We start from the raw sequence: 21,418 nt of genomic DNA on the forward strand, positions 1-21,418 counted from the left end.
GACTAAAAAAGCCTTCTCCCGATAGACATCGAGAAAAAGCTATTCAATCATCATTTCACAGGGAGTTTTTCACCTCCCTCATACTATCCTAATTGCGTGATTTAGTATGCAGGAAGAACAGGCACGAGCTTTTTCACTTCGAAAAGAGTAAAATCAGTTTTTTAATGATAAATATTTGTGTACAATCGCTTCCGCGAGACAAGTGGATGAATCCACAAGAGAAATATCGCCTGAACTTTTATCTGTAACAACGTTTAAATCTGTACATGCAATAATAGCCGTATCAATCGTATCAGCTAATTGTAAATAGAGTTCATCCCATAATTCGAGAGACTCACTGATCTGACCTTGTTTAATTTTTTCAATGATTTGATTGATACACGTTTGCCAATCATCTTGATGCAAAAATTCATACCCCTCTTTGGCTAAGGCCTCTTGGAATATACCAGATTGAACGGTAGGGGTGGTAGCTAAAAGAGCCACCTTCTTTGAATGTTCCGGTACTCTCTTTATTGTTTCCTCGACCATGTTTAACAAAGGAATAGAAAGTGAATTTTTCACCTGGTCAAAATAGACATGCGCCGTATTACATGGGATTGCTATAAAATCAACACCTGTTTTCTCGAGCCTCTTAGCCCCATTAATTATAGCCATTTCCATATCCTTATGATTAAGCGGCTTATCAATATAGAAAGGCGTCGGACATGAATAAATCATCATGTGTGGAAAATCGATATCATTCACTGCACCATATATTTTTTGGCACTGATCTACAGTTTTATCTACAAATGGCCCAGTCGATTTCGGTCCCATTCCTGCTAATATTCCAATCATCGTTTCCTCCTAATTAATATGTTGCTTTTTTAAGTCTATTGTACATTTTACTCTAGGGTAGGATTATGGGCAATCTATCTACGCACTCGAATGCAATGCCTACAGTAGGCCAATTCAATCCCCGCAACCACAAGGAGTGCGACTTCGTGTACTTCCGATAATAATAGGGAAAAGTCACTCTTTCCCTCATCATATCATGGAACACGAACAATATTTCAACATTTTTTCACTTTATCCGTTTCATCTCAGGAAACCGTCACGTCTTATATTGGGGTTTTCTTTTCCTAAGAAAAAGGGTATACTGATCATAAGAAATGAGTAAAGTAAAAAGACTGAAGGTGCTGTCACACCTTCAGTCAAACAATAGCTCGGTTCCCTGCAAGGGATCGGCCGATTGGACGAATAATCCACCTGAGCCACTAACTCAAGGGTGGATTATTTTTTGTGGTTGTGAAATGACAGCATTGCAACGATCAGAAGCCCAAACGTCAACATAAGGGAAATTCCTTCAAATACTGTCATACAGCAACACCCCCTTTCATGGGAGTGTGCCGACCACCCTTGAGTAACCGTTATGCTATTGTTTTTCAATTATAGCATGTTCCCTTGTTGTTAACACAGACTATCTTTCAGAAATGGACCTTGGTAGAATGAACTGCCAGCCATCGTTGCCAATTTACCCCACCAAATTTTGATTCAACTGCAGGCGAAATTAAGTACCTTTAAATCAACAGGCAAAAGTAACATACCATTCTAAAAACTGTAGCCCCGGCATTTTTGTGCCGAGGCTTTTTTTGTATCGAATTGAAAATACATTTCAATCCACGCACTCACAAAGAGTGCGACCGGACGACATATTGATTTCCATGGTGCAAGTATGATTTCAATCCACGCACTCACAAAGAGTGCGATAGCCAAATCTCCCTATTTTTTGGAATTTAAACCACAAATAATAGAGAAAAGCCGCTCTTCTCCTTTATCATATCATGGGAAACTAACAACATTTCACCACTTTTACACATATTTTCTCATATTTGAGCTCTTTTTTGGTGCGGGTGATCTAGGGATTTTATGTGTGCTTGGGGTTCGCACCTCTCAGCGTGTCAGACTATCCAAATTATATCACGTCCTCCACTTTTAATGATCATAGATCAAAATCTAATGTCTTTTTGCAAGCAATCGCCCATTCCACAAACACTGGCCTCACCGCCACTCATAATTACGTGCTTTCCCCAAAAATACAAAGCCTGCCGGCTACTTATACCGGCAGGCTCAGCTAACTTCTACAAATCGCCCTTTCCTATTTCTCTTTTCTAACGTTATTAATCCATGCTTTGTCTTCGTCCATCATTTTTTTGGCGGCGATGATCGTCAGTATTTGAATCGCGATGATTGGGATGCCCATTAACCCGGATAATACTTCAAGTGGCGCCAATCCACCTATGTTCATGAGCGTTAGTGCCAGCACGGTAATGACCACGGCGACAAAAATGCGGAGGTGTCTTGAAGGGGTGCGCCTGCTCATGTCTTGTGTCGACATATAGGTCGCGATCGTATACGTCGTCGAGTCTAATGTTGTGACTAAGAAGATCGTGGCAATGATGATAAACACCGCAATGGATATTTCTGGTATCGGAATAGACGCCAAAATTTGCGGTACTGCTGTGACGGGTTCTTGTTCTTGGACAATATTTAACACAGAAACGTCCCCGCTTGTGTGTCGCTCAACGCCAAGGCCTCCTAAAATCCCTGTCGCCACCCACGATAGCATCGTCGGCGCTAAAAGATACGTTAAAATCATTTCTTTAATGGTCCTTCCTTTTGAGACCACCGCTGCAAATACACCGTGGAGCATCGCCCATGTCGCATTGTACGCAAACCAAAAGACTGTATGGCTTTCAATATGAGAACCTCCTCCCTCTGTATGGAGGGAGTTTGTATAAAGGGAAAAGTCTAGATAACGTGATACCAAGACGCGAACGGAATCGGTAAAGAAATCTAAAATAAAAATGCCTGGGCCGATAATCATGATAAATAAAGCAAAAACCCCGGCAAGGTACATGTTCATTGTACTCAAACGTTTGATTCCTTTGTCTAACCCTACGTAGGCACTAAGAGTAAACACAAACACCCAAATTAAAGTGACGATCATCGTTAACAAAAACGTGACCTCTATATTAAACAGTTCTGCTAAATTCTCTGTCACAATCGGTGTGCCTAGCCCTAATGTTACGGCAGCGCCTGCTAAAATGCTGACTAAAAAGAGCGTATCCAATACGATGCCGCCAAGACCGTCCGTGAATTTATCGCCAAAAATAACACGGCACGCTTCGGAAATGCGCATTTTTGGCTTTTTCCGGACGTGAAGGATGTAGGCCATTGCCGGCGCTGCCATCACAAAGACAGCAAACGTTTGGAAACTCCATAAAAACATGCTGTAGGCGTTGCCTGTCAGGAGCGCTTCGCTAGAACCAGCTTGCAAGCCAAATGGGGGATCGACCGCCACTTCACTCCATTGGACCATGCCTGTCCGCATCAATGTTGCGCCGACGCCCATTGCCACTAAAATCGAAGCGTACTCAAACAACGTATACCTTGGCTTTTCACTGGGGTCGCCTAAAACGACTTGTCCGTATTTGGAATAAGCTAACCATATCCCAGTGACAACCATTAAAAGGGCATACCACATATAGCCCCAAGCAAAGAGATCAACAATCGTGTCAAAGATCCTATTTAATAATGTCGTCGATTCTTCGGTATAGATTGCAAATAAAAAACTGACTATCGCAATGATTAGAATAGAAGGAAAAACAATTTTATTTTCCATCGTTCTTTTTTTGCCTATCGGACCGCTTTTCATCAAACCTCTCCAATCTAAAAAAGCTATTCGATTTTTTTAAGATCAGGGGCAAGCTTCATGCGTACCAGGCTCAATAGAAAACAGCAGAAGATACGGACGCATTGTCCTTTTTTCAATGGGATGGCAACCGTCTCGCCCTTCAATCTACTGCTTCCTTTCCTGTAAGCCAAGACTAGCCCCCATTGCTTCACGCCACCATACGTTCAAGCCAGTTGCCAAAGCAGCAAGCACTGTATTTATTCCCGTTAAACAAAAATTAAACCTTGTTTTTTCAGTGCAAGAAATCATCCTTTAAACGGAACTGATCAAAAAAAGACAGCGCTTCATGCGGCGCTGTCTAAAGAAAAAGGTTCGTATGGATCGTTATAGGAAAGACATGACATTCATAAAATTATTCATAAGCTACCTTTTTCTTTCATTTTTTGCTATTTCAATCGCTTCTGTCATTTCTTCATAAGAGGAGGCTTCTTTATATACAAAGCTGTCTGAATGGCTTAGGGGAAGGGGGATGGCTAAAAACAGATCTGAACACGCATCAAATTCCTCCTGAATTGGAAAAAGCAGACCTGGCCCTTCATTATCAGGCTTCGACGTCACAATATAGCCAGTTTGGTCTTCATCGGTCGTTATAAAAAACAAAAAATGTTTGCCTTCTTTTTCTCTCAGCTCTTCCAATTCAGTCGGATATAGAACCAACGCGCCGTCCGGTGCATCTACTTCCAATCTTGTCGGCTTCTTGTCCCTTTTGAAAAAAAACATCGAATCCCTGCTTTCTTGTTTTCAATTTTTCATTTTCGCTTATGACACCACTATTTTCATTCGAACAAAGACTCGGCCATTCTAAAATAAACGTAACACACCAATTGATTTTTGCGCAAAAGAAGAGGGCGTTTTTACTGCTCATCTGGATCCTTGAGCGAAAATCGTTTTAGCTTTTTTTGGCCTAAGAGCCTTGTGAGCAAACATAATCGGCTCGGCTTTGTTGCGGATGCGATGGACTTTAACATGTATTCTCTCGTAGTGTGGTCATCACAGTTGCCAATGAATAATCCCGATGGAGAAGACGGACAATCATTAATTTGGCACAATCCTATTCCATACAATGAATCAGTTTTCTGCAAATAAAGGAAGCATCTTAACAAAATAATCTGCCTTTTTGCATACAATTTCTATATAATAAGAGCTAGGCAAAGGCAGGACAGTATACTTGCCATGCTGATTTTATGAATAAAGACGGAGGTGAACCATTCATGTCTAATGAGCATGAGGTTTTATTAGATAATGAAAAACAAAATGAGCCCGAAATCAAAGTAGAAAGAAGAGAGGGAGAACCAACTGGAGCCTTCAAAGGGGCTACTTGGGCTGCGTTGATAGTGGGTGTCGGTGCGTATTTTATCGGCTTGTTTAACGCAAATATGGAACTGAACGAAAAAGGATATTACTTTGCCGTTTTAATCTTCGGACTCTATTCATCAGTATCTTTGCAAAAGGCAGTAAGAGATAAAGATGAAGGCATACCTGTTACGAGTATTTATTATGGGATTAGTTGGGTTGCACTTATTGTCGCTATTTTATTAATGGGTATCGGTTTATACAATGCAGGCAGCATTGTTCTGAGCGAAAAAGGATTTTATGGCATGTCTTTTGTCCTTAGCTTATTTGCCGCGATCACTGTTCAGAAAAATATTAGGGACACACAACGGGCAAGAGAAAGAGATTGAGTAGTCCGTTTGCCTTACATGGAACATGTAATCTACATAAAAAAATGAACCTTGGACGGGGTTCATTTTTTTGTTGTAATGAAAGGATGAATAAACCTGTCTTGATCCTTCCTGTAAAGTTCGATTCCGTCCACAACTTTGCTTTCTGGTCATGAAGATACAAAGGTAGCTTAAGCGCTTGTCTTATAAAATTGGATGCTGATCGTTATTTTGTAAACACGGTTTTCTTCTTTATAACCCAATAAGTTCATATAAAACGATCATTGAGCGCTCAAGTTCCGCAAGCATATGCGGATTAATACCCAATAAGTTCATATAAAACATGAGCCCTGTTGTCGAGGCCCATTTGCTGGCAGCGGGCAAGTTGTTGGTCGTCTGGAAGTAGCCGTTACTCACAAAGAGTGCGACAGCGAGATCCTCCTAATAAATGGAGGAATAACGCCGTGAACTTGGAGAAGCTGTCTTTCGTGTCCGTCGATAACGGTGATATCAAAACGTTTTTTCGTTCTTAGCCCCACCCCAATCCCCGTTAATGTCCTCTAAGCACGTTGCACGTCTCATTTTGTTGCAAAACCGGCTTAATAATCCGCTCTTGCACTGGGTAAGGCTTTTCTATCGTTAAACGGTTTTTTAGCATAATCGCTGCTTCAAGGCCAATTTGCTGAGCTTGTTGGACCATGAGTGTTAGCTTTGGTCTAAAAAGTTTCCATTGCGTTTCATCTCCAAAGGCAATCACAGAAATGTCATTGGGCATTTCCAATCCCCGTTCTTTTATGGCCTGTAAAACGCCAAGGGTCATTGTATTGTTGGCACTATAAATTGCTGTTGGAGGTTCCGGGAGTGATAGCAACTCAGTGGTGAGGCGATAGGCTTCTTCTTCTTTAAAATTCGCTCCACGAAACAGAGTCGGGTCGTATGTGTTTCCTTCTTTTAAAGCTGCCAGTGCGCCTTGATACCGTTCTTCGCCAATGGAATTTCGGCGGTGGCCATAGAGCACAGCAATGCGCTGATGCCTGAGCGACTGCAAATAACGAACCGATTCATATGAACCGTAAAAATTGTCATCGGCAATGTAGTCTGTCTGCAAATCGTTCACTTTTCGATCAACGGCGATGACGTGTACGCCAAGGGTCACCATCCGTTTAATCGTGCTACTGTTTTCTCCTGTAGGGATTAACACCATTGCATCAACTTGTTGCTGTTGCACAATCTGCAAAAGCTCATACTCTATATCTGGCGCATCGTTATGGCTCATCAAGATCATATGGTAGCCGATGGAGCGGATCATTTCTTCTACCGCCTTGGCAATCGACATTAAATACGTATTGGAAATATCCGAGACGAGCACCGCTACCTTTCTGGAACGCACTGCCTTCAAGCTTTGGGCATTTGCATTAACTTCGTATTGCAGTTCCGCTATCGCTCTTTTGACTTTTTCGCGTGTTTTCTCGCTGACATAATCCCTGTTATTAATGACTTTCGATACAGTCGCAATGGATACGCCAGCATGACGTGCCACTTCTTTAATCGTCACTTTCACATCAATCGACCCTCTCACAAAACGTTTTACAAAATCCTTACGTATTCCCTCATTTGGTGTATCTATTTTATCATATTTTACCCTTTATCAGTTGGCACAAAAGGCAAGATACTTTTATACGAGTTATGATATTAGGACTTACTTTAGGAAAACGTTTTATTGTAAAATAGAGGTATTCGGGAAAGGAGGCGTTTGCATTGATCGCCATTGTTGGAAGCATCAACATCGACCTTGTCGTTTACACAAGTAATATGCCTGTGCCTGGGGAAACCGTGCTCGGCGACAAGTTTCGAACCAATCCAGGAGGGAAAGGAGCCAATCAAGCCGTTGCTGCTGCCAGGCTAGGTGCTGCGGTAACAATGGTAGGCCGGGTTGGCAATGATCCGTATGGAAAGCTTGCGACTGAGAACTTGAGAAACGAACAAGTGGAAACAGGCTACATAGACGTGGACAACGCGGCACATACCGGCGTGGCAATGATTACTGTCACAAATAATGACAATTCTATTGTGGTCGCTCCTGGCGCTAATTTTAGCTGGAAGCGCGAGGAGGCAGGGCTGTACCGGGAACTGTTGCGGCAATCAAAAGTCCTGCTTCTTCAACTTGAAGTACCGCTGCCTTTTATTGAAGAGATCGCAAAACTTGGCAAGGAAGAACAATGCACCACAATTCTAAACCCTGCCCCCGCCCAACAGTTATCGCCGTCCATGCTTGATCTAGTCGACTTTATAACGCCAAATGAAACAGAGTGCCAAACCATCTTTAAACAACCAGTTGAACAAGCGGTTCGGAACTATCCCAATAAGCTGATTGTGACAGAAGGAAAAAAAGGCGCCACCTACCATGATGGCAACCGTCTTGTCCGCGTCAATGGATTTTTAGCAAAAGCTGTCGATACGACTGGCGCTGGAGACACATTTAACGGTGCCTTTGCTGCCGCTTTGGCATCCGAACATCCATTAGCTGAAGCAGTGTCCTTCGCCAACGCCGCTGCCTCGCTTTCCGTTGAAAAAGCAGGAGCACAATCCGGCATGCCTACAAAAAAGCAAGTAGTGCATCGCCTAGGCACCTGACACACCAAACGCCCTTTCCTTAAGCGGAAGGGGCGTTATTTTTAGGGTTTCGTCTAAACATAGGAATTAAAACTGAAAGTCCAGCTATGACAAATAAGGCTATGGCGATAGGACTAGTGAAAAAGATATCCATACTTCCTCCGCTAATCATAATTGCGCGCCGGAAATTCGCTTCAGCCAATGGTCCGAGAATAAGGGCTAAAATGAGCGGACCAAGAGGGATACGTAATTTTTTGAAGAGCAATCCAAAAAAGCCAGCAATGACCATCACCCAAACGTCAAAATAAGAGTTATTCAACGCGTAAGCTCCTACGATACAAAACAGCACAACTGCTAAGTGAATAAATTCTTGGCGTATTTGAATGATTCTTGTAAATAGATTGGAACCAAGTAACCCAACCACAATTACAAGCAGATTGGAGATAATCAAGAGCGCAAAGATCAGATGGACCATTTCTATATTTTCAGTAAACAGCGCCGGTCCTGGATCAAGCCCGTACATCATCAATGAACCGATTAAAATAGCTGTAACAGCATCCCCAGGCAGGCCCAACGTCATCATTGTTGTAAACGCGCCTCCAATGACTGCGCTGTTCGACGTGCAAGAGGCAGTTAGTCCGCCAAGGGAGCCTTTTCCATACTCGGCTTTTTTCTCTCCTTTCGCCATATTCTTGGCTTGGTTCCAGGAAATAATCGAAGCAATATCACCGCCGGCTCCAGGGATGACCCCAATAAACGTCGACAGGATCGAAGACATCCAAAACGGTTTCCGGACTTCTTTTCGTTCCGCTTTATTCGGAAGAATCCGCCCCACTTTCTCAGTGGTTCCAGTCTTCGTTGTTTGCTTGGAAAGCATTTGGCTAAACACTTCAGCAAGCCCGAACAAACCAATCATAATCGGAATGAATGACAACCCTTCAAGCAAAGGCGGATAATCGTAGGTAAACCGGGGAATGTTCCGGATCGGGTCGAGCCCGATTGTAACAATAAACAAGCCGATGCCACCAGAAATCAACCCTTTAATAATGGAGCCGGAAGAGACGCTAACCATAATCGTCAGCCCAAATACTGCTAAAGCAAAATATTCAGCGGGGCCAAATAGAAGTGCCACCTTTGAAATCGGGAAAGCCGCAAAGATTAAAAACGCCGTGCTCACCAGCCCACCAAGCCCTGAATAAAGGGCGTTAATTCCAAGCGCCACTCCTTGCTTCCCTTGTTGCGTAAGTGGATAGCCATCAAACGTTGTTGTCACGGAAGCAGGGGTTCCCGGCGTGTTCACAAGAATAGCCGGAATACCAGAGGCAAAGATCGCCGTACAATAAATCGCAATAAGCATAGCCAATCCTTCCTGTGGAGCGAGCCAAAATGTTAGCGGCGTTAGCACCGCTACCCCCATTGTTGCGGTTAAGCCAGGTAAAGCGCCAATAAACAGGCCAAGAAACGTTCCAAGTAGCATAAAAAAAAGAACCCCTGGCTGCAAAACCAACATGACTGTATCCATTTATAAGCACCTCCTACAGGATAATGTTGAGCCCTTTAATAAAGACAAATTGGATAAAGAACGTCAAAACAACCGCTGTCAGCAAAGCCGGCCCCCACTTTAACTGAAACACCAAACCAATCAAAAACATCGTTACAAGCGACAAGATCAAGAACGGGAGCTTTCCTAAAAAGAAAACAAAGAAAACCAACAAACCAATTAAAAGCGCTAATCTCCAAAGGTTTCCTCTTTCTTCTTTTGTGAAAAAGAACTCGCCATCTCGTTTCCTTATTATGACAGCGCTATCAATTATGACAAACAAAAGAAGGGCTGCTAAAGCGATTCTTGGAAAAAGGGCAGGCCCGGAATCTTCAATGCCAAAAAGCATTGGAAAATGAAACGTTTGATAAAAAAAGATGAGACATGCAACCGTAATTGTACCGTTGAGTAGCAAATTCGCTGTTTTCAATCTTATCCCTCCTACTCCATTTCAATGCTAGGGATCAATTCGTTAAAGAATTCGTATTGCTCCACCGCAAACGCTTCAAACGCCTGGCCAGGCAAATAAGCTGGCGTCAACCCCCTTGATTCTGCCAATGTCTGGAAGGTTTCCGTCTCCATGCTTTTTTCGATCGCGGCATCTAACGCGGCAATGATTTCTTCCGGTGTATCTTTAGGAGCGACAAACCCGCCCCAGCCGCCTAAAACGACATCATAGCCTTGTTCCTTCATCGTCGGCACATCGGGAACCACTGGATCTCGCTCGTTCCCCATGACTCCTAACACTTTTAAGTCGCCGCTATCGAGCCCCGTTTTTACTTCTGAAGGGCTGACGGACACCGCGTCAATATGACCGCCAAGCAATGAGCCAACAGCCGGAGCTGCCCCTTCAAAAGGGACATAATTGAACTCAACCCCGGCCTCTTGGGCAAGTGCGCCTGCCGCTATATGCCAAATCGATCCTGTCCCGGAATTACCGATCTGCAATTCGCCTGGATGTTCTTTCGCATAAGTGATAAATTCATCGAGCGTATTATACGGAGCATCGGCAGAAACGGTGATCGCTGCCGGAATTTCCATTAGCCTACTGATATAGGCAAATTCATATGGCGAAATGCTGGCGATTTGCAATCCGTCATACATCACTAACTCTACTGGCACATAACCGATTCGGTAGCCATCTGCATTAGCCATCATGACATCGTACACGCCAATAGCCCCTACCCCGCCAGTTTTATTGACGACAACAACAGGGACACCTAACTCTTCCTCCATCGCCATTGCCACAGCGCGAGACACCACATCCGAAGCCCCTCCTGTTGCAAACGGAACAATGAGGCTGACTTGGTCTTCAGGATAACGTTCATCAGCTTCTTCCGGACTCTGGTTTGAACAACTCGCTAAACATAACGCAGCCACAATGCTTATAAAAAGGTTTGTAAGCCTGTCCATCTTTATCTACCCTCCCTAATCATGCACAGCCGTTATAATAGTCCGAGCAGACTTGCTAAATCTCTATTAATTGATATCGCTATTTCTAGACTCCACCTTCTTCAATGCGCTTTTTAACTCGCTCAGTTGAGAAGCCGTCAAATCCAATTGAGGTCGCCTCATGCCGCCTACATCAATTCCGCGCATTTTAAGCGCTTCCTTAAAATACGACATGTTGCTTCCTCCTTTTAACGCTACACAATAAGCCGTTGCCACCGATTGGTGCGTCCTTGCTGTTTCTAAATCGCCCATGCAGAACGCTTCATATGCTCTGACAAAGGGTTCAGGCCATACGCCAGAAACCCCGGATACCGTGCCGTCGCACCCTAAAGCTAGTGCAGCAGTCAACAAGCGGTCCGTTCCTGTCAATACAGAAAAGTCACCACCATTTACAAAACTATATTCTTGCAAACGAACAAAATCTGGATAGCTGTATTTGATCCCCACCACATTTTCAGTCCGCCTCACAATGCGTTCGGCCACCTCTGGCTTCAAATCGTTCGCTGATGCTTGGGGGATGTTATATAAGTACACCGGAAAATCATCCGGCAACTGTTTTGCCACTGTTACATAATATTCTTCCAGTTCCCGATCATCGGCACCGAGAAAAAATGGCGTAACAACGCCAATCCCGTCCGCGCCTGCCTCAAGCGCATGCCTTGCCAATTCAAGCGTGCTTCCCATTGTCTGGGCACCAACCTGAATGAAAACATGGACCCTTCCAGCCGCTTGACTAATGACCGCTTCAGCTACCTGTTTCCGTTCCTCAATACTCAATTTATTCATTTCCCCAGTCGTTCCTAAAGGAAATAAGCCATGCACCCCTTTCTCAATCAAGAAATCAGTGAGAGCACGCACAGCCGGCACATCTACTTCTCCAGTTTCTGTGAACGGCGTGACCATTGCTGTTGTAATCCCATACAGTCGTTTCACATCATCATCCTCCTTATACTAAAAGGAAAACGTTTTCAGTTTTAGTTGAAAATAGTCCTATCAAAACGCTTGAGCAAGCAATACAACTGCTACATTCATGATAAAACGTTTTCCTATATCGGAAGTATAACCGAATGTTTTTCAATCAGCAAGCGCTTTTTTCAGAAAGTTGCTGACGCTGTTTAACAGCCAAACTCTTATAAAAAGCCAAATCAAAAAGGTTCGCCGACACGCTTTGGGCGATTGAAGGAAAGCGAGATGGGAAATTCAAACTTACATGGAGTACGACAGCGAAAGTTCCCTATTAAAAGGAGCTTCCTGTTAGAAGGTTCTGAGAGGAGTGAAATAAAAAGAGCCCTTTGTAGGATGTGGAGTGTCAAAGATCATTGACTTCTAACAAGGAGACTCAGGTTGAATTCTACATAAAACCATAAGTTAGCCCAAGTCAAAGTCATCATTTTTCATAGTGAGCCCCACTAGGCATTTTCTATTAGTGTAGCTTAAAAGCATCAATATCTGAGCGTTATCTGAGCGTAACAACTAGTTTCCTTCCTTTCCGCCCATCCCCCTCCCAACGAAAAAACCCCACGCTACACACGTAGAGCTTCTCCCCTTATTTCATCAATACTTGTTCAGGACGATGGATCGTTTGGACAACGCGGATTTCATTTGACACTCCGTCGACCATAAAGGTGTGGGTGGCGAGTTCGCCTTGGCTGTTCTTTTTGACGCCGTCGACGAGCAGGCCGTCGGTCACCCCTGTGGCGATAAAAAAACATTGTTGTGAGGCGACTAAATCATGAAGATTCAGTAATTGATTGGGGTTGTCGAGGCCCATTTGCTGGCAGCGGGCAAGTTGTTGGTGGCCGTCTGGAAGCAGCCGTCCTTGGAAATCGCCGCCTAAGCATTTTATCGCAACGGCTGCTACGACGCCTTCTGGTGCACCGCCAATTCCGACGAATAAATCGATGTCGTGGTCGGGCAATGCGGTTGCTAATGCGGCCGTCACGTCTACTTCGTGGAACAATTTTACTTTTGCGCCTGTGTCCCTTGCTCGTTGGACGAGTTTTTGATGACGTGTCCGGTCTTGGACAATGACTGTGACGTCTTTCACTGCCTTGTTTTTGGCGCGGGCTACGGCTTGAATGTTTGCTTCTATCGGCGCGTCTAAATGGACGGCCCCTTTGGCTTCGGCTCCAGTCGCCAGCTTTTCCATATACATGTCTGGCGCGTGAAGCAATGTGCCGTGTGGTGCTCCCGCTAGTACGGCAATGCAGTCGCCTTGCCCTTTGGCGGCGGGCGTTGTTCCGTCGAGGGGATCGACGGCGAGATCAAACAGTGGTCCGCTTCCGTTACCAACAATTTCGCCGATGTACAGCATGGGCGCTTCATCCATTTCTCCTTCGCCAATCGCGATTCTGCCTCGAAAAGGAATGCGGTTTAGCGCTGCCCGCATCGCTTCGGTGCTCGCCCGGTCTGCTTCGATTTTATTGCCTGTGCCGATCCAAGGAAAGGAGGCGACGGCTGCTTGTTCGGTTACGTGGGCCATTGAAAATAAAAAGTCTCTCATTTTCGTTTACCTACACTTTTTCTCGAGGCTGGACTGAGTCGCAAAAGGCTTTGAATAGCAAGAACGCTGAAGCGGCGCCAGGATCGATCGTGCCGATCGACCGTTCTCCTAAACGGCTTGAGCGGCCAACATTGGCTTGTAGCCTTTTTGTCGATTCCATCCCTTTTTCGGCAGCGGCAAGCGCTCCTTCGCCGTCGAACCCGCCTCCTCGCTCACGTAAATAAGCAGCCATTGGTGCAAGGGTATCGACCATTGTTTTATCGCCTATTTTTGCGCCGCCTCGTGCTTCTATTCCTTCTGCAAACGCAATCCAAAAGGTGGCGACGTCTTCGCTTGTTAAAGCGTTTTTTCCTTTAAACGGTTTGCCTGCTTGCAAAAAACCAGTCGCATAAAGGGGGCCGACGGAAGAACCGACTGCATTTAAAAACGCCATCGCCACTTGTTTGCAAATGACGCTAATATCGGTTTCGGCATCGAGGTCGTCTAGCGCTTGCGCGACTGCTTTCCAGCCAATGTCCATCGTGACGCCATGGTCGCCATCGCCTAGGTGGCGGTCTAATTCACATAAATAATCACGCTCTTCTGCCATTTTGTCGCGCATTGAGTAAAGCGCTTTCTTTAAATCCGTCGCTTGGATCATTTGTTGTCACCTCTTACTCGTATTGGGCATACAGCGGGCATTCAGCTGGCGCATCGATGAGCGCTTTTAGTTCTTCGTCCACTTTCATTAGCGTGACGGAGCAGCCGCCCATTTCCATTGATGTGCTGTAATTGCCGACATAACTGCGGTGGATGTTGATTTGTTTTTCGCTCAGGCGCTGTTCGACTCTCCGGAACATAATAAACAGCTCCATTTGCGTCGTTGAACCTAGTCCGTTGACAAGCACGGCGACATCGTCTCCAGCTTTAAGGTCGCCATCGTTTAAAATGTCGTCAATGAGACGGTCGCACACATCGTCCGCTTGTTGCAGCGGTCCTTTTTCAACACCGGGCTCTCCGTGGTGGCCAAGCCCGATTTCCATTTCGTTTTCACCAAGGACAAAACTCGGTTTGCCTGTTTGCGGCAATGCACACGGCGTCAATCCGACTCCCATGCTGCGCACCGATTCATTTGCTTTATTCGTTAAGCGGACGACTTCGCTTAAGTCGTCGCCCCTGGCGGAAGCGGCGCCTGCCACTTTAGTGACAAAAAATTCGCCTGCGATTCCTCTCCGCTTTTCTTTTTCCCTTTTTGGCGCAGAAGCGACATCGTCACGGACGATAATCGATTCTACTTTTATGTCGTGCTCCATATCGGCTAAATCAGAAGCCATGCCGAAATTCATGATGTCGCCTGCGTAGTTGCCGTAAATGTATACGACGCCATTGCCTTGATTGACTGCTTCGGTCGCCTCTACGATTGGCTGTGGCGGTGGGGAAGCAAAAATATTTCCAACGGCCACGCCATCAGCCATGCCACGGCCGATATAGCCCATAAACGCTGGCTCATGGCCGGAACCGCCGCCTATGACGATGCCAACTTTTCCGTTTCCATGAAGGGACTGTTTGGCGACAAGGGCGCGCCCGCTTCCCTCGACTTTCTCCACTAATTTCGGAAACGCTTTCAAATAGCCATCGATCATTTCATCCACAACAACATCGGGATTGTTTACGAGTTTTTTCATTTCTCTTACCTGCTTTCCTGCTCAAGGTATGCCTGCTCTTGCTCAGCGATTTGTTGGATTTTCCTCGCCGAGGGACCGCCTGCAAATGAAGCGCCTAAATAAGCGTTTAACACTTTTTTAGCTGCTTCTGGGCCAATGACTTTCGCGCCCATCGTCAAGATTTGGGCATTGTTGCTCAATTGCGCCCGTTCAGCTGAATAAGTATCGTGGCAAAGGGCGGCACGGATGCCTGGCACTTTGCCTGCTGCAATCGCGACGCCAATTCCTGTCCCGCAAATTAAGATGCCACGGTCAATCTCGCCTTTCATGATGTCGTTGCCGACGCGGAAGGAAACATCTGGGTAGTCGACTGCTTCACAAGAGTGGCAACCGTAATCAACGACATCATAGCCCTCATCTATCATGTACGTCTTTAATTCTTCTTTCAGTTCAAACGCATTATGGTCAGAACCAATCGCAATTTTCACTTGATGTAACCCCTTTCACCCTTTCCTTAGCTCCATTTTTGCAAAACAGATTGTTTTTGTCAATCATTTATTTTCGTTTGTTGTTATTTATTGTTGTTTGTGTTGATTACTTTTACGCCAGCTTCGGTTAAAACAGCTGAAAAGTCAGCGTCGATTTCCTTGTTTGTAATGACGAGTGAAATTTCATCCAGCTGGGCAAACGTCGCAATTGATGTTTTGCCGATTTTGCTATGGTCGATTAAGGCAACGACTTGATTGACTTTTTCAACCATGCGTTTTTTCAGTTCCACCTCATACACATTAAAATCCGTTAAACCAGCGTATTTCGAAAATCCGTTGGCCGAAGTAAACAAATAGTCGACATTGATTTCGTCTAATATCGACGCTCCGAGCAATCCCTCTAGCGAGCTGGAACCTTTCCGCAATACGCCGCCAAGCAAAATGACTGTGATCGTCGGATGGTCTCGCAATTCAAGCGCCGTATACACACCGCTTGTGACAACCGTGAGTTTTAATGTTTTGCTATTTAAGACTTTTGCCAATTCAAGTGCGGTCGAACTAGCATCAAGCAAAATGCAGTCTCCATCGGACAGCATTTTGCTCGCTTCTTCCGCTAGTAATGTTTTTTCTTTTGTATTTTGTTGTTTTCGATAGGAAAAGCTTGTCTCTTTTTCGCTCACAGCTGGCATGTCATCGATTAAAATCGCCCCGCCATGGGTGCGCTCCAGCTTTCCTTGTTTCTCTAATTGATTTAGATCCATACGCAATGTCGCTTCGGAGACATTTAAGCGCTCCGACAATTCTTTTACTGTTATTCGTTTGCTTTCACGCAATATATCCAAAATCGAATCTCTTCGTTCTGCTACAAACATTTTTTTCATGGCACGCCCTACCTTTTTTCTTTTTCACTTATCATGTATCTTACTATATTAAACCAACGAATGGATACGCAAACACAATATGACTACAAATAAAATAAAACAAAAGTATTCAACAAAAATATTGACATAAACGAAAACAATGTTATGATTTTCAATATCTGATTTGAAAACGCTTACGAAAGGGGTGGTCGTTTGACCGTATCTACCATATTTGATTTATCGACGAAACATGCAGTGGTAACTGGCGGTGCCCAAGGCCTTGGTTTTACAATCGCAAAGTCATTAGCGGCCTTCGGTTGCGACATAGCCATTGTAGACATTGACGCTGAAGCTGCTGCAAAGGCAGCACAAGAAATTACAACTACTTATTCGGTCAACACACAGTCGATTCAAGCGGATGTCAGCAAAGAGGAAGAAGTCAGCGCCATGGTTGATCGTGTATTGGAATCATTTCCACAAATCGATGTGCTCGTCAATAACGCAGGGATTGTAAAGAAAATCGATACATTGGACATGACATACAGCGATTGGAAGCGAACGATGGATGTGAACATAAACGCTTTATTCCTAACATCTAAGCAGGTTGGCAAACATATGGTCGCTAATGGGTCAGGCTCGATTATGAACATGTCTTCCATGTCTGCGATGATTGCCAATCGGGAAGCACAGAGTGCGTACAATGCCTCTAAAGGCGCGGTCAGTATGCTGACCAAATCACTCGCTTCAGAATGGGCGCAATATGGGATACGTGTCAATGCGATAGCACCTGGCTATATGGCCTCGCAAATGACAGGGCCGTTATTCGCGCCTGGCGGGGAGCTCGAACACATCCTAGAACACGTTCCGATGAAACGCCTTGGTCGTCCAGATGAATTAAGCGGCATAGCTGTTTATTTAGCATCTGACGCATCTAGTTTTACAACTGGCTCCATCATCGTTGTGGATGGCGGCTATACCACATGGTAAACGATAAAGCACATACAGGAGGAAAACACGATGAACGATTCAATTCCTAAAAAAATGAAAGCGGTTGTCGCTTACGGCCCGAAAGATTATCGATTGGAAGAAGTCGACGTGCCGGTGATTGAACACGACAAAGAAATCATTGTAAAGGTAGAAGCAACGGGCATATGTGCTGGCGATATTAAAGCATTCGACGGGGCGCCAAGTTTTTGGGGCGATGACACACAACCTGCTTATATTAAAGCCCCTATGATTCCAGGCCATGAATTTATCGGCCATGTGGTCGCTAAAGGCGACGGGGTTGGCGACTTTGAAATCGGTGACCGGATCATTTCCGAACAAATTGTGCCGTGCTGGGAGTGCCGGTTTTGCAATCGCGGCCAGTACTGGATGTGTGAAAAACATGACTTATACGGATTCCAAAACAATGTCAACGGATCGATGGCAGAATATATGAAATTCACAAAAGAGGCGATCAACTACAAAGTGCCGGCAGATTTGCCGATCGAACAAGCGATTCTAATTGAACCTTATGCGTGCAGCATGCACGCCGTCCAGCGCGCCCGGATTGAATTAGGCGACATCGTTGTTCTTTCTGGAGCAGGTACTCTCGGCCTCGGCATGATTGGCGCCGTCAAAAAGTCTGGCGCCAAAACGCTGGTTGTTCTCGATTTGAAGGATGAGCGGCTAGCGCTTGCCCAACAATTTGGCGCAGATGTAGTGTTGAACCCAGCCAAAGACAACGTTGTTGAAAAGGTCAAAGACATGACAGACGGCTATGGCTGCGATGTGTATATTGAAGCAACTGGCCACCCTGCTTCCGTCGAACAAGGGCTCAGCATGATCCGCAAACTTGGCCGTTTTGTCGAATTCAGCGTCTTCAAAGATCCTGTCACAGTTGATTGGAGCATTATTAGCGACCGAAAAGAACTGGATGTGCTTGGCTCGCATTTAGGCCCATACTGTTATCCGCTAGTGATTGAAGGCATTGCCAATGGCGACTTGCCGACAGAAGGCGTTGTCACACATGAGCTTCCTCTTGAACGGTTTGCTGAAGGGTTTGAGCTTATGAAAAATGGTTCAAATTCACTCAAAATTATTTTAAAGCCGCAACAGGCGTAAGATGATCGAGGAGGAAGTGCTATGACCCATTTAATAAACAAAGTCGGCTTGCCTTCCCATTTGCTGTGGGGATATGTCGGTGTCATGCTTTTCATGGTTGGCGATGGCCTTGAAATCGGTTGGTTAAGCCCCTACTTAGTTGAACAGGGGCTTTCCGTCCAGCAATCGGCTTACTTATTTACAGCCTATGGCGTCACCATTGCCGTTTCGTCTTGGTTTTCAGGCACATTATTCGAAGCCCTTGGCGCGAAAAAAACGATGTTTCTCGGCGTATTGCTATATGTGCTTGGCACCGTTGGCTTTGTTGGTTTTGCAATCGGCGACTTGAATTACCCGTTGATGCTCGTCACGTACGCGATGCGGGGATTCGGCTACCCTCTCTTTGCCTACGGATTCCTTGTTTGGATCGCCTACCGGACGCCGCAACGCCAACTTGGCGCAGCTGTAGGTTGGTTTTGGTTTGTTTTCACAGGCGGTTTAAACGTGCTTGGCGCTTACTATTCCATTTGGGCGATTGAACATTTAGGGCATCACAACACACTGTGGAGTGCGCTTTTGTTCATTGGGCTTGGAGCCTTGTTTGCACTCGTCATCAACCGTGACAAAATCGTCCGCCAAGAAGCAAAAGGCGGAACATCGAAGTGGAGAGAGCTGTTAAAAGGGATTACAATCATTAAACACGAGCCGAAAGTGGGCATCGCTGGGCTTGTCCGCATTATTAACCAAACAGGCCAGTACGCCTTTCCAGTGTTTATTCCGACTTATTTTGCTGTTGAATATGGGCTCAGTACATCCGCTTGGCTTAGTTTATGGGGGACGATTTTCATCTCCAACATTGCAGTCAACCTTCTTTCCGGCCTCATTGGCGACCGATTTGGCTGGCGCAATACAGTGATGTGGTTTGGCGGAGTTGGCTGCGCCATCTTCACAGTCGTCTTCTTTTATACACCAGCGTTGACAGGCGGCAACTTTCTCGCCATGCAAATTGTCGGCATCCTTTGGGGCGCCTGTATTGCCGGCTATGTACCATTATCTGCGTTAGTTCCTTCATTAGTAAAAGAAGACAAAGGCGCGGCGATGGCGATTTTGAATTTAGGCGCTGGCCTGTGCGTATTTGTTGGCCCTTTGCTTGTCGGTTTGTTTTTCGACTTTATTGGCGTAACAGGCTTAATTTGGCTCATTGCCGGCCTTCATTTGCTTGGCGCTGTTTTGACAAAGTTCATTACACTGCCAAACAATGCGAAAACGGCAACAGCCGAAAGCAGCCCGGCGACTGCTTCTTAATAGCAAAACCCCAGTTGGGCGTTTTTTGTTCCGACTGGGGTTTTATGGATTATAGCTCTCCGATCAGTCGCTTTCTCGATTAAAGCGCAGCAAAATAGTAACAATGATCTTCTACTTTGTGCAATTCAACTCGATCGCCTATCTGGACCGGCCCGTTCAACATCCTTCCTGTCACGCGCAGGCCGTGCTCCATCTCGACGAGTACGATCAAATAAGGGGCTTGTTGTGCGAATCGTTTTGGTGCTGCATAAATTTCTGTATACGAGTACACGTTGCCTTTGCCATTTAAGTCAATGGAATCGAGCGTGTCACGGTCACAATCCGGACAGTAGCTTTTTCCGCTGTGAAATAAACGGCCGCAATCAGGGCAGCGGCTTGCTGGCATGTTCATTGCTCTTTAGCTCCCTTCCTTAGCGAATAAGTGGACAACCGAATACGCGCCAGTGCCGCCTAGGTTTTGGGCAAGGCCAATGCGCGCGCCATCTACTTGGTTGCAGGCGATGCCATTTAGCTGTTCTGCAATTTGCACGATTTGGGCGATGCCTGTAGCGCCAATAGGGTGGCCTTTTGATAACAGCCCTCCGCTTGTATTCACAGGAACATTGCCGCCATGCTGAGTCAGGCCTTGCTCCACTGCTTCCCAGCCTTTGCCTCTATCCGCAAAGCCAAGCTCCTCAATCGCAATCAGTTCAGTAATGGAAAAACAGTCATGAAGCTCGACTACGTCGACGTCTTCAGGACCGAGTCCGGCTTGTGCATAAGCTTGCTGGGCGGCACGATGTGTCGCTTCGATCCTAAGCAAGTTACCGACTTCTTGCATGAGCGGCGTGCCGCTCGCTTGGCCTGATGACAACACACGGACGCCTGATTCGCTTTTTTGCAGGACGACTGCTGCCGCTCCGTCGGAAATCGGTGAACAGTCGAGCAACCGCAACGGGTCGGTAACGGGCCTTGCCGTTAACACATCTTCTAACGAAATAGCCTTTTGAAATTGGGCAATAGGATTGGCTTGGGCGTACATCCGGTTTTTTAAGGCGACCATCGCCAAATGTTTTCGTTGTGCGCCATATTCGTGGATGTAGCGGTTGGCCACAGCGCCAAAATAACCTGGAAACGTTAGCCCCGTCGCGCTTTCGTTCGATTCGGCGTCCATCGCTGCGTTAATCGCATTGGTGACGGTCTCTGTATCAACGTTTGTCATTTTTTCCACCCCTGCGACCAGAACGGCGTTGTATTCGCCAGCTTTGATGAGTTGGTACGCTTGCCTAAAAGCAATGCCTCCCGAAGCACAAGCGCCTTCGACTTTCATGGCTGGAATAGGCCCTAAGCCTAACTCATTGGCAAGGATCGCACCGAGAATTTCTTGCTGTGAAAGGGCTCCGCCTAAAAAGTTGCCGACGAACACAGCATCGATTTTCGGCCGGCCAGCAGCGGTCAATGCCTGGCGGCTGGCTTCTACCAAAAGCGCTTTAATCGATTCGCTCCTTCTTCCAAACGCCGTTCGTCCAGTACCGGTTACGGACACGTGCGCCATA

21 protein-coding genes are annotated in these 21,418 nt (G+C 45.8%); 5 read left to right on the top strand and 16 right to left on the bottom strand.

The window, feature by feature from the left end; genetic code table 11:
• Positions 1 to 153: 153 nt before the first annotated feature.
• The 4 genes from V5G21_RS06670 to V5G21_RS06680 form a co-directional block, all read right to left on the bottom strand.
• Positions 154 to 834: an aspartate/glutamate racemase family protein gene (locus V5G21_RS06670; protein WP_220557591.1), complete on the bottom strand. Its 681-nt coding sequence runs from the start codon at positions 832 to 834 to the stop codon at positions 154 to 156.
• 435 nt (positions 835 to 1,269) lie between these two features.
• Positions 1,270 to 1,356, bottom strand: coding sequence for a putative holin-like toxin (locus V5G21_RS21400; RefSeq protein WP_222869330.1), 87 nt, complete (start codon positions 1,354 to 1,356; stop codon positions 1,270 to 1,272).
• Positions 1,357 to 2,134: 778 nt separating this feature from the next.
• Positions 2,135 to 3,694, bottom strand: a complete 1,560-nt coding sequence (locus V5G21_RS06675; protein WP_251225534.1) for a BCCT family transporter — start codon at positions 3,692 to 3,694, stop codon at positions 2,135 to 2,137.
• A 402-nt stretch (positions 3,695 to 4,096) separates the two neighbouring features.
• Positions 4,097 to 4,453, bottom strand: a complete 357-nt coding sequence (locus tag V5G21_RS06680) for a hypothetical protein (RefSeq protein WP_251225535.1) — start codon at positions 4,451 to 4,453, stop codon at positions 4,097 to 4,099.
• A gap of 491 nt (positions 4,454 to 4,944) precedes the next feature.
• Between V5G21_RS06680 and yiaA the strand changes: the two genes are divergently transcribed.
• Complete coding sequence (gene yiaA, locus V5G21_RS06685; RefSeq protein WP_011248439.1) at positions 4,945 to 5,415, top strand: inner membrane protein YiaA; 471 nt, start codon at positions 4,945 to 4,947, stop codon at positions 5,413 to 5,415.
• Positions 5,416 to 5,944: 529 nt separating this feature from the next.
• Here the strand turns inward: yiaA and V5G21_RS06690 are convergent.
• Positions 5,945 to 6,955, bottom strand: coding sequence for a LacI family DNA-binding transcriptional regulator (locus V5G21_RS06690; RefSeq protein WP_011248440.1), 1,011 nt, complete (start codon positions 6,953 to 6,955; stop codon positions 5,945 to 5,947).
• A gap of 197 nt (positions 6,956 to 7,152) precedes the next feature.
• Here V5G21_RS06690 and rbsK point away from each other — a divergent pair, with 197 nt between their 5' ends.
• Positions 7,153 to 8,028, top strand: a complete 876-nt coding sequence (rbsK, locus tag V5G21_RS06695; protein ID WP_011248441.1) for a ribokinase — start codon at positions 7,153 to 7,155, stop codon at positions 8,026 to 8,028.
• Between the two features lie 19 nt (positions 8,029 to 8,047).
• Here rbsK and V5G21_RS06700 read toward each other — a convergent pair whose 3' ends face one another.
• The 9 genes from V5G21_RS06700 to V5G21_RS06740 form a co-directional block, all read right to left on the bottom strand.
• Positions 8,048 to 9,529 carry a tripartite tricarboxylate transporter permease gene (locus V5G21_RS06700; protein WP_011248442.1) on the bottom strand — a complete coding sequence of 494 codons (1,482 nt, stop codon included), beginning with the start codon at positions 9,527 to 9,529 and terminating at the stop codon, positions 8,048 to 8,050.
• A 13-nt stretch (positions 9,530 to 9,542) separates the two neighbouring features.
• A complete protein-coding gene (locus tag V5G21_RS06705; RefSeq protein ID WP_011248443.1) occupies positions 9,543 to 9,977 on the bottom strand; it encodes a tripartite tricarboxylate transporter TctB family protein in 435 nt (144 codons plus the stop codon).
• An 11-nt stretch (positions 9,978 to 9,988) separates the two neighbouring features.
• Complete coding sequence (locus tag V5G21_RS06710; RefSeq protein WP_011248444.1) at positions 9,989 to 10,960, bottom strand: tripartite tricarboxylate transporter substrate binding protein; 972 nt, start codon at positions 10,958 to 10,960, stop codon at positions 9,989 to 9,991.
• 66 nt (positions 10,961 to 11,026) lie between these two features.
• Complete coding sequence (locus tag V5G21_RS06715; RefSeq protein ID WP_011248445.1) at positions 11,027 to 11,932, bottom strand: dihydrodipicolinate synthase family protein; 906 nt, start codon at positions 11,930 to 11,932, stop codon at positions 11,027 to 11,029.
• A gap of 613 nt (positions 11,933 to 12,545) precedes the next feature.
• Entirely contained in the window at positions 12,546 to 13,502 is a 957-nt protein-coding gene (gene glpX, locus V5G21_RS06720; protein ID WP_011248446.1) for a class II fructose-bisphosphatase, read from the bottom strand.
• Between the two features lie 10 nt (positions 13,503 to 13,512).
• Positions 13,513 to 14,142: a dihydroxyacetone kinase subunit DhaL gene (gene dhaL, locus V5G21_RS06725; protein ID WP_011248447.1), complete on the bottom strand. Its 630-nt coding sequence runs from the start codon at positions 14,140 to 14,142 to the stop codon at positions 13,513 to 13,515.
• Positions 14,143 to 14,155: 13 nt separating this feature from the next.
• On the bottom strand, positions 14,156 to 15,166 hold the full coding sequence (locus V5G21_RS06730; protein WP_011248448.1) for a dihydroxyacetone kinase subunit DhaK: 1,011 nt from the start codon (positions 15,164 to 15,166) through the stop codon (positions 14,156 to 14,158).
• 5 nt (positions 15,167 to 15,171) lie between these two features.
• Positions 15,172 to 15,633 carry a ribose 5-phosphate isomerase B gene (rpiB, locus tag V5G21_RS06735; RefSeq protein ID WP_011248449.1) on the bottom strand — a complete coding sequence of 154 codons (462 nt, stop codon included), beginning with the start codon at positions 15,631 to 15,633 and terminating at the stop codon, positions 15,172 to 15,174.
• A gap of 83 nt (positions 15,634 to 15,716) precedes the next feature.
• Positions 15,717 to 16,505: a DeoR/GlpR family DNA-binding transcription regulator gene (locus V5G21_RS06740; RefSeq protein WP_011248450.1), complete on the bottom strand. Its 789-nt coding sequence runs from the start codon at positions 16,503 to 16,505 to the stop codon at positions 15,717 to 15,719.
• 201 nt (positions 16,506 to 16,706) lie between these two features.
• Here V5G21_RS06740 and V5G21_RS06745 point away from each other — a divergent pair, with 201 nt between their 5' ends.
• Genes V5G21_RS06745 through V5G21_RS06755 form a run of 3 tightly spaced genes read left to right on the top strand, consistent with a single transcriptional unit; the run spans position 16,707 to position 19,883 of the window.
• Entirely contained in the window at positions 16,707 to 17,480 is a 774-nt protein-coding gene (locus V5G21_RS06745) for an SDR family NAD(P)-dependent oxidoreductase (protein ID WP_011248451.1), read from the top strand.
• Positions 17,481 to 17,510: 30 nt separating this feature from the next.
• A complete protein-coding gene (locus tag V5G21_RS06750) occupies positions 17,511 to 18,599 on the top strand; it encodes an erythritol/L-threitol dehydrogenase (protein ID WP_011248452.1) in 1,089 nt (362 codons plus the stop codon).
• A 21-nt stretch (positions 18,600 to 18,620) separates the two neighbouring features.
• Complete coding sequence (locus V5G21_RS06755; RefSeq protein WP_011248453.1) at positions 18,621 to 19,883, top strand: MFS transporter; 1,263 nt, start codon at positions 18,621 to 18,623, stop codon at positions 19,881 to 19,883.
• Between the two features lie 79 nt (positions 19,884 to 19,962).
• On the opposite strand, the gene V5G21_RS06760 is transcribed toward V5G21_RS06755, so the two are convergent.
• Both V5G21_RS06760 and V5G21_RS06765 read right to left on the bottom strand, forming a co-directional pair.
• Positions 19,963 to 20,274: a Zn-ribbon domain-containing OB-fold protein gene (locus tag V5G21_RS06760; protein ID WP_051881186.1), complete on the bottom strand. Its 312-nt coding sequence runs from the start codon at positions 20,272 to 20,274 to the stop codon at positions 19,963 to 19,965.
• Positions 20,275 to 20,280: 6 nt separating this feature from the next.
• Positions 20,281 to 21,417 carry a thiolase domain-containing protein gene (locus V5G21_RS06765; protein ID WP_095253431.1) on the bottom strand — a complete coding sequence of 379 codons (1,137 nt, stop codon included), beginning with the start codon at positions 21,415 to 21,417 and terminating at the stop codon, positions 20,281 to 20,283.
• Position 21,418 lies beyond the last annotated feature (1 nt).

The sequence above is a fragment of the Shouchella rhizosphaerae genome (assembly GCF_036700015.1).
GTDB lineage: Bacteria > Bacillota > Bacilli > Bacillales > Bacillaceae_D > Shouchella > Shouchella rhizosphaerae.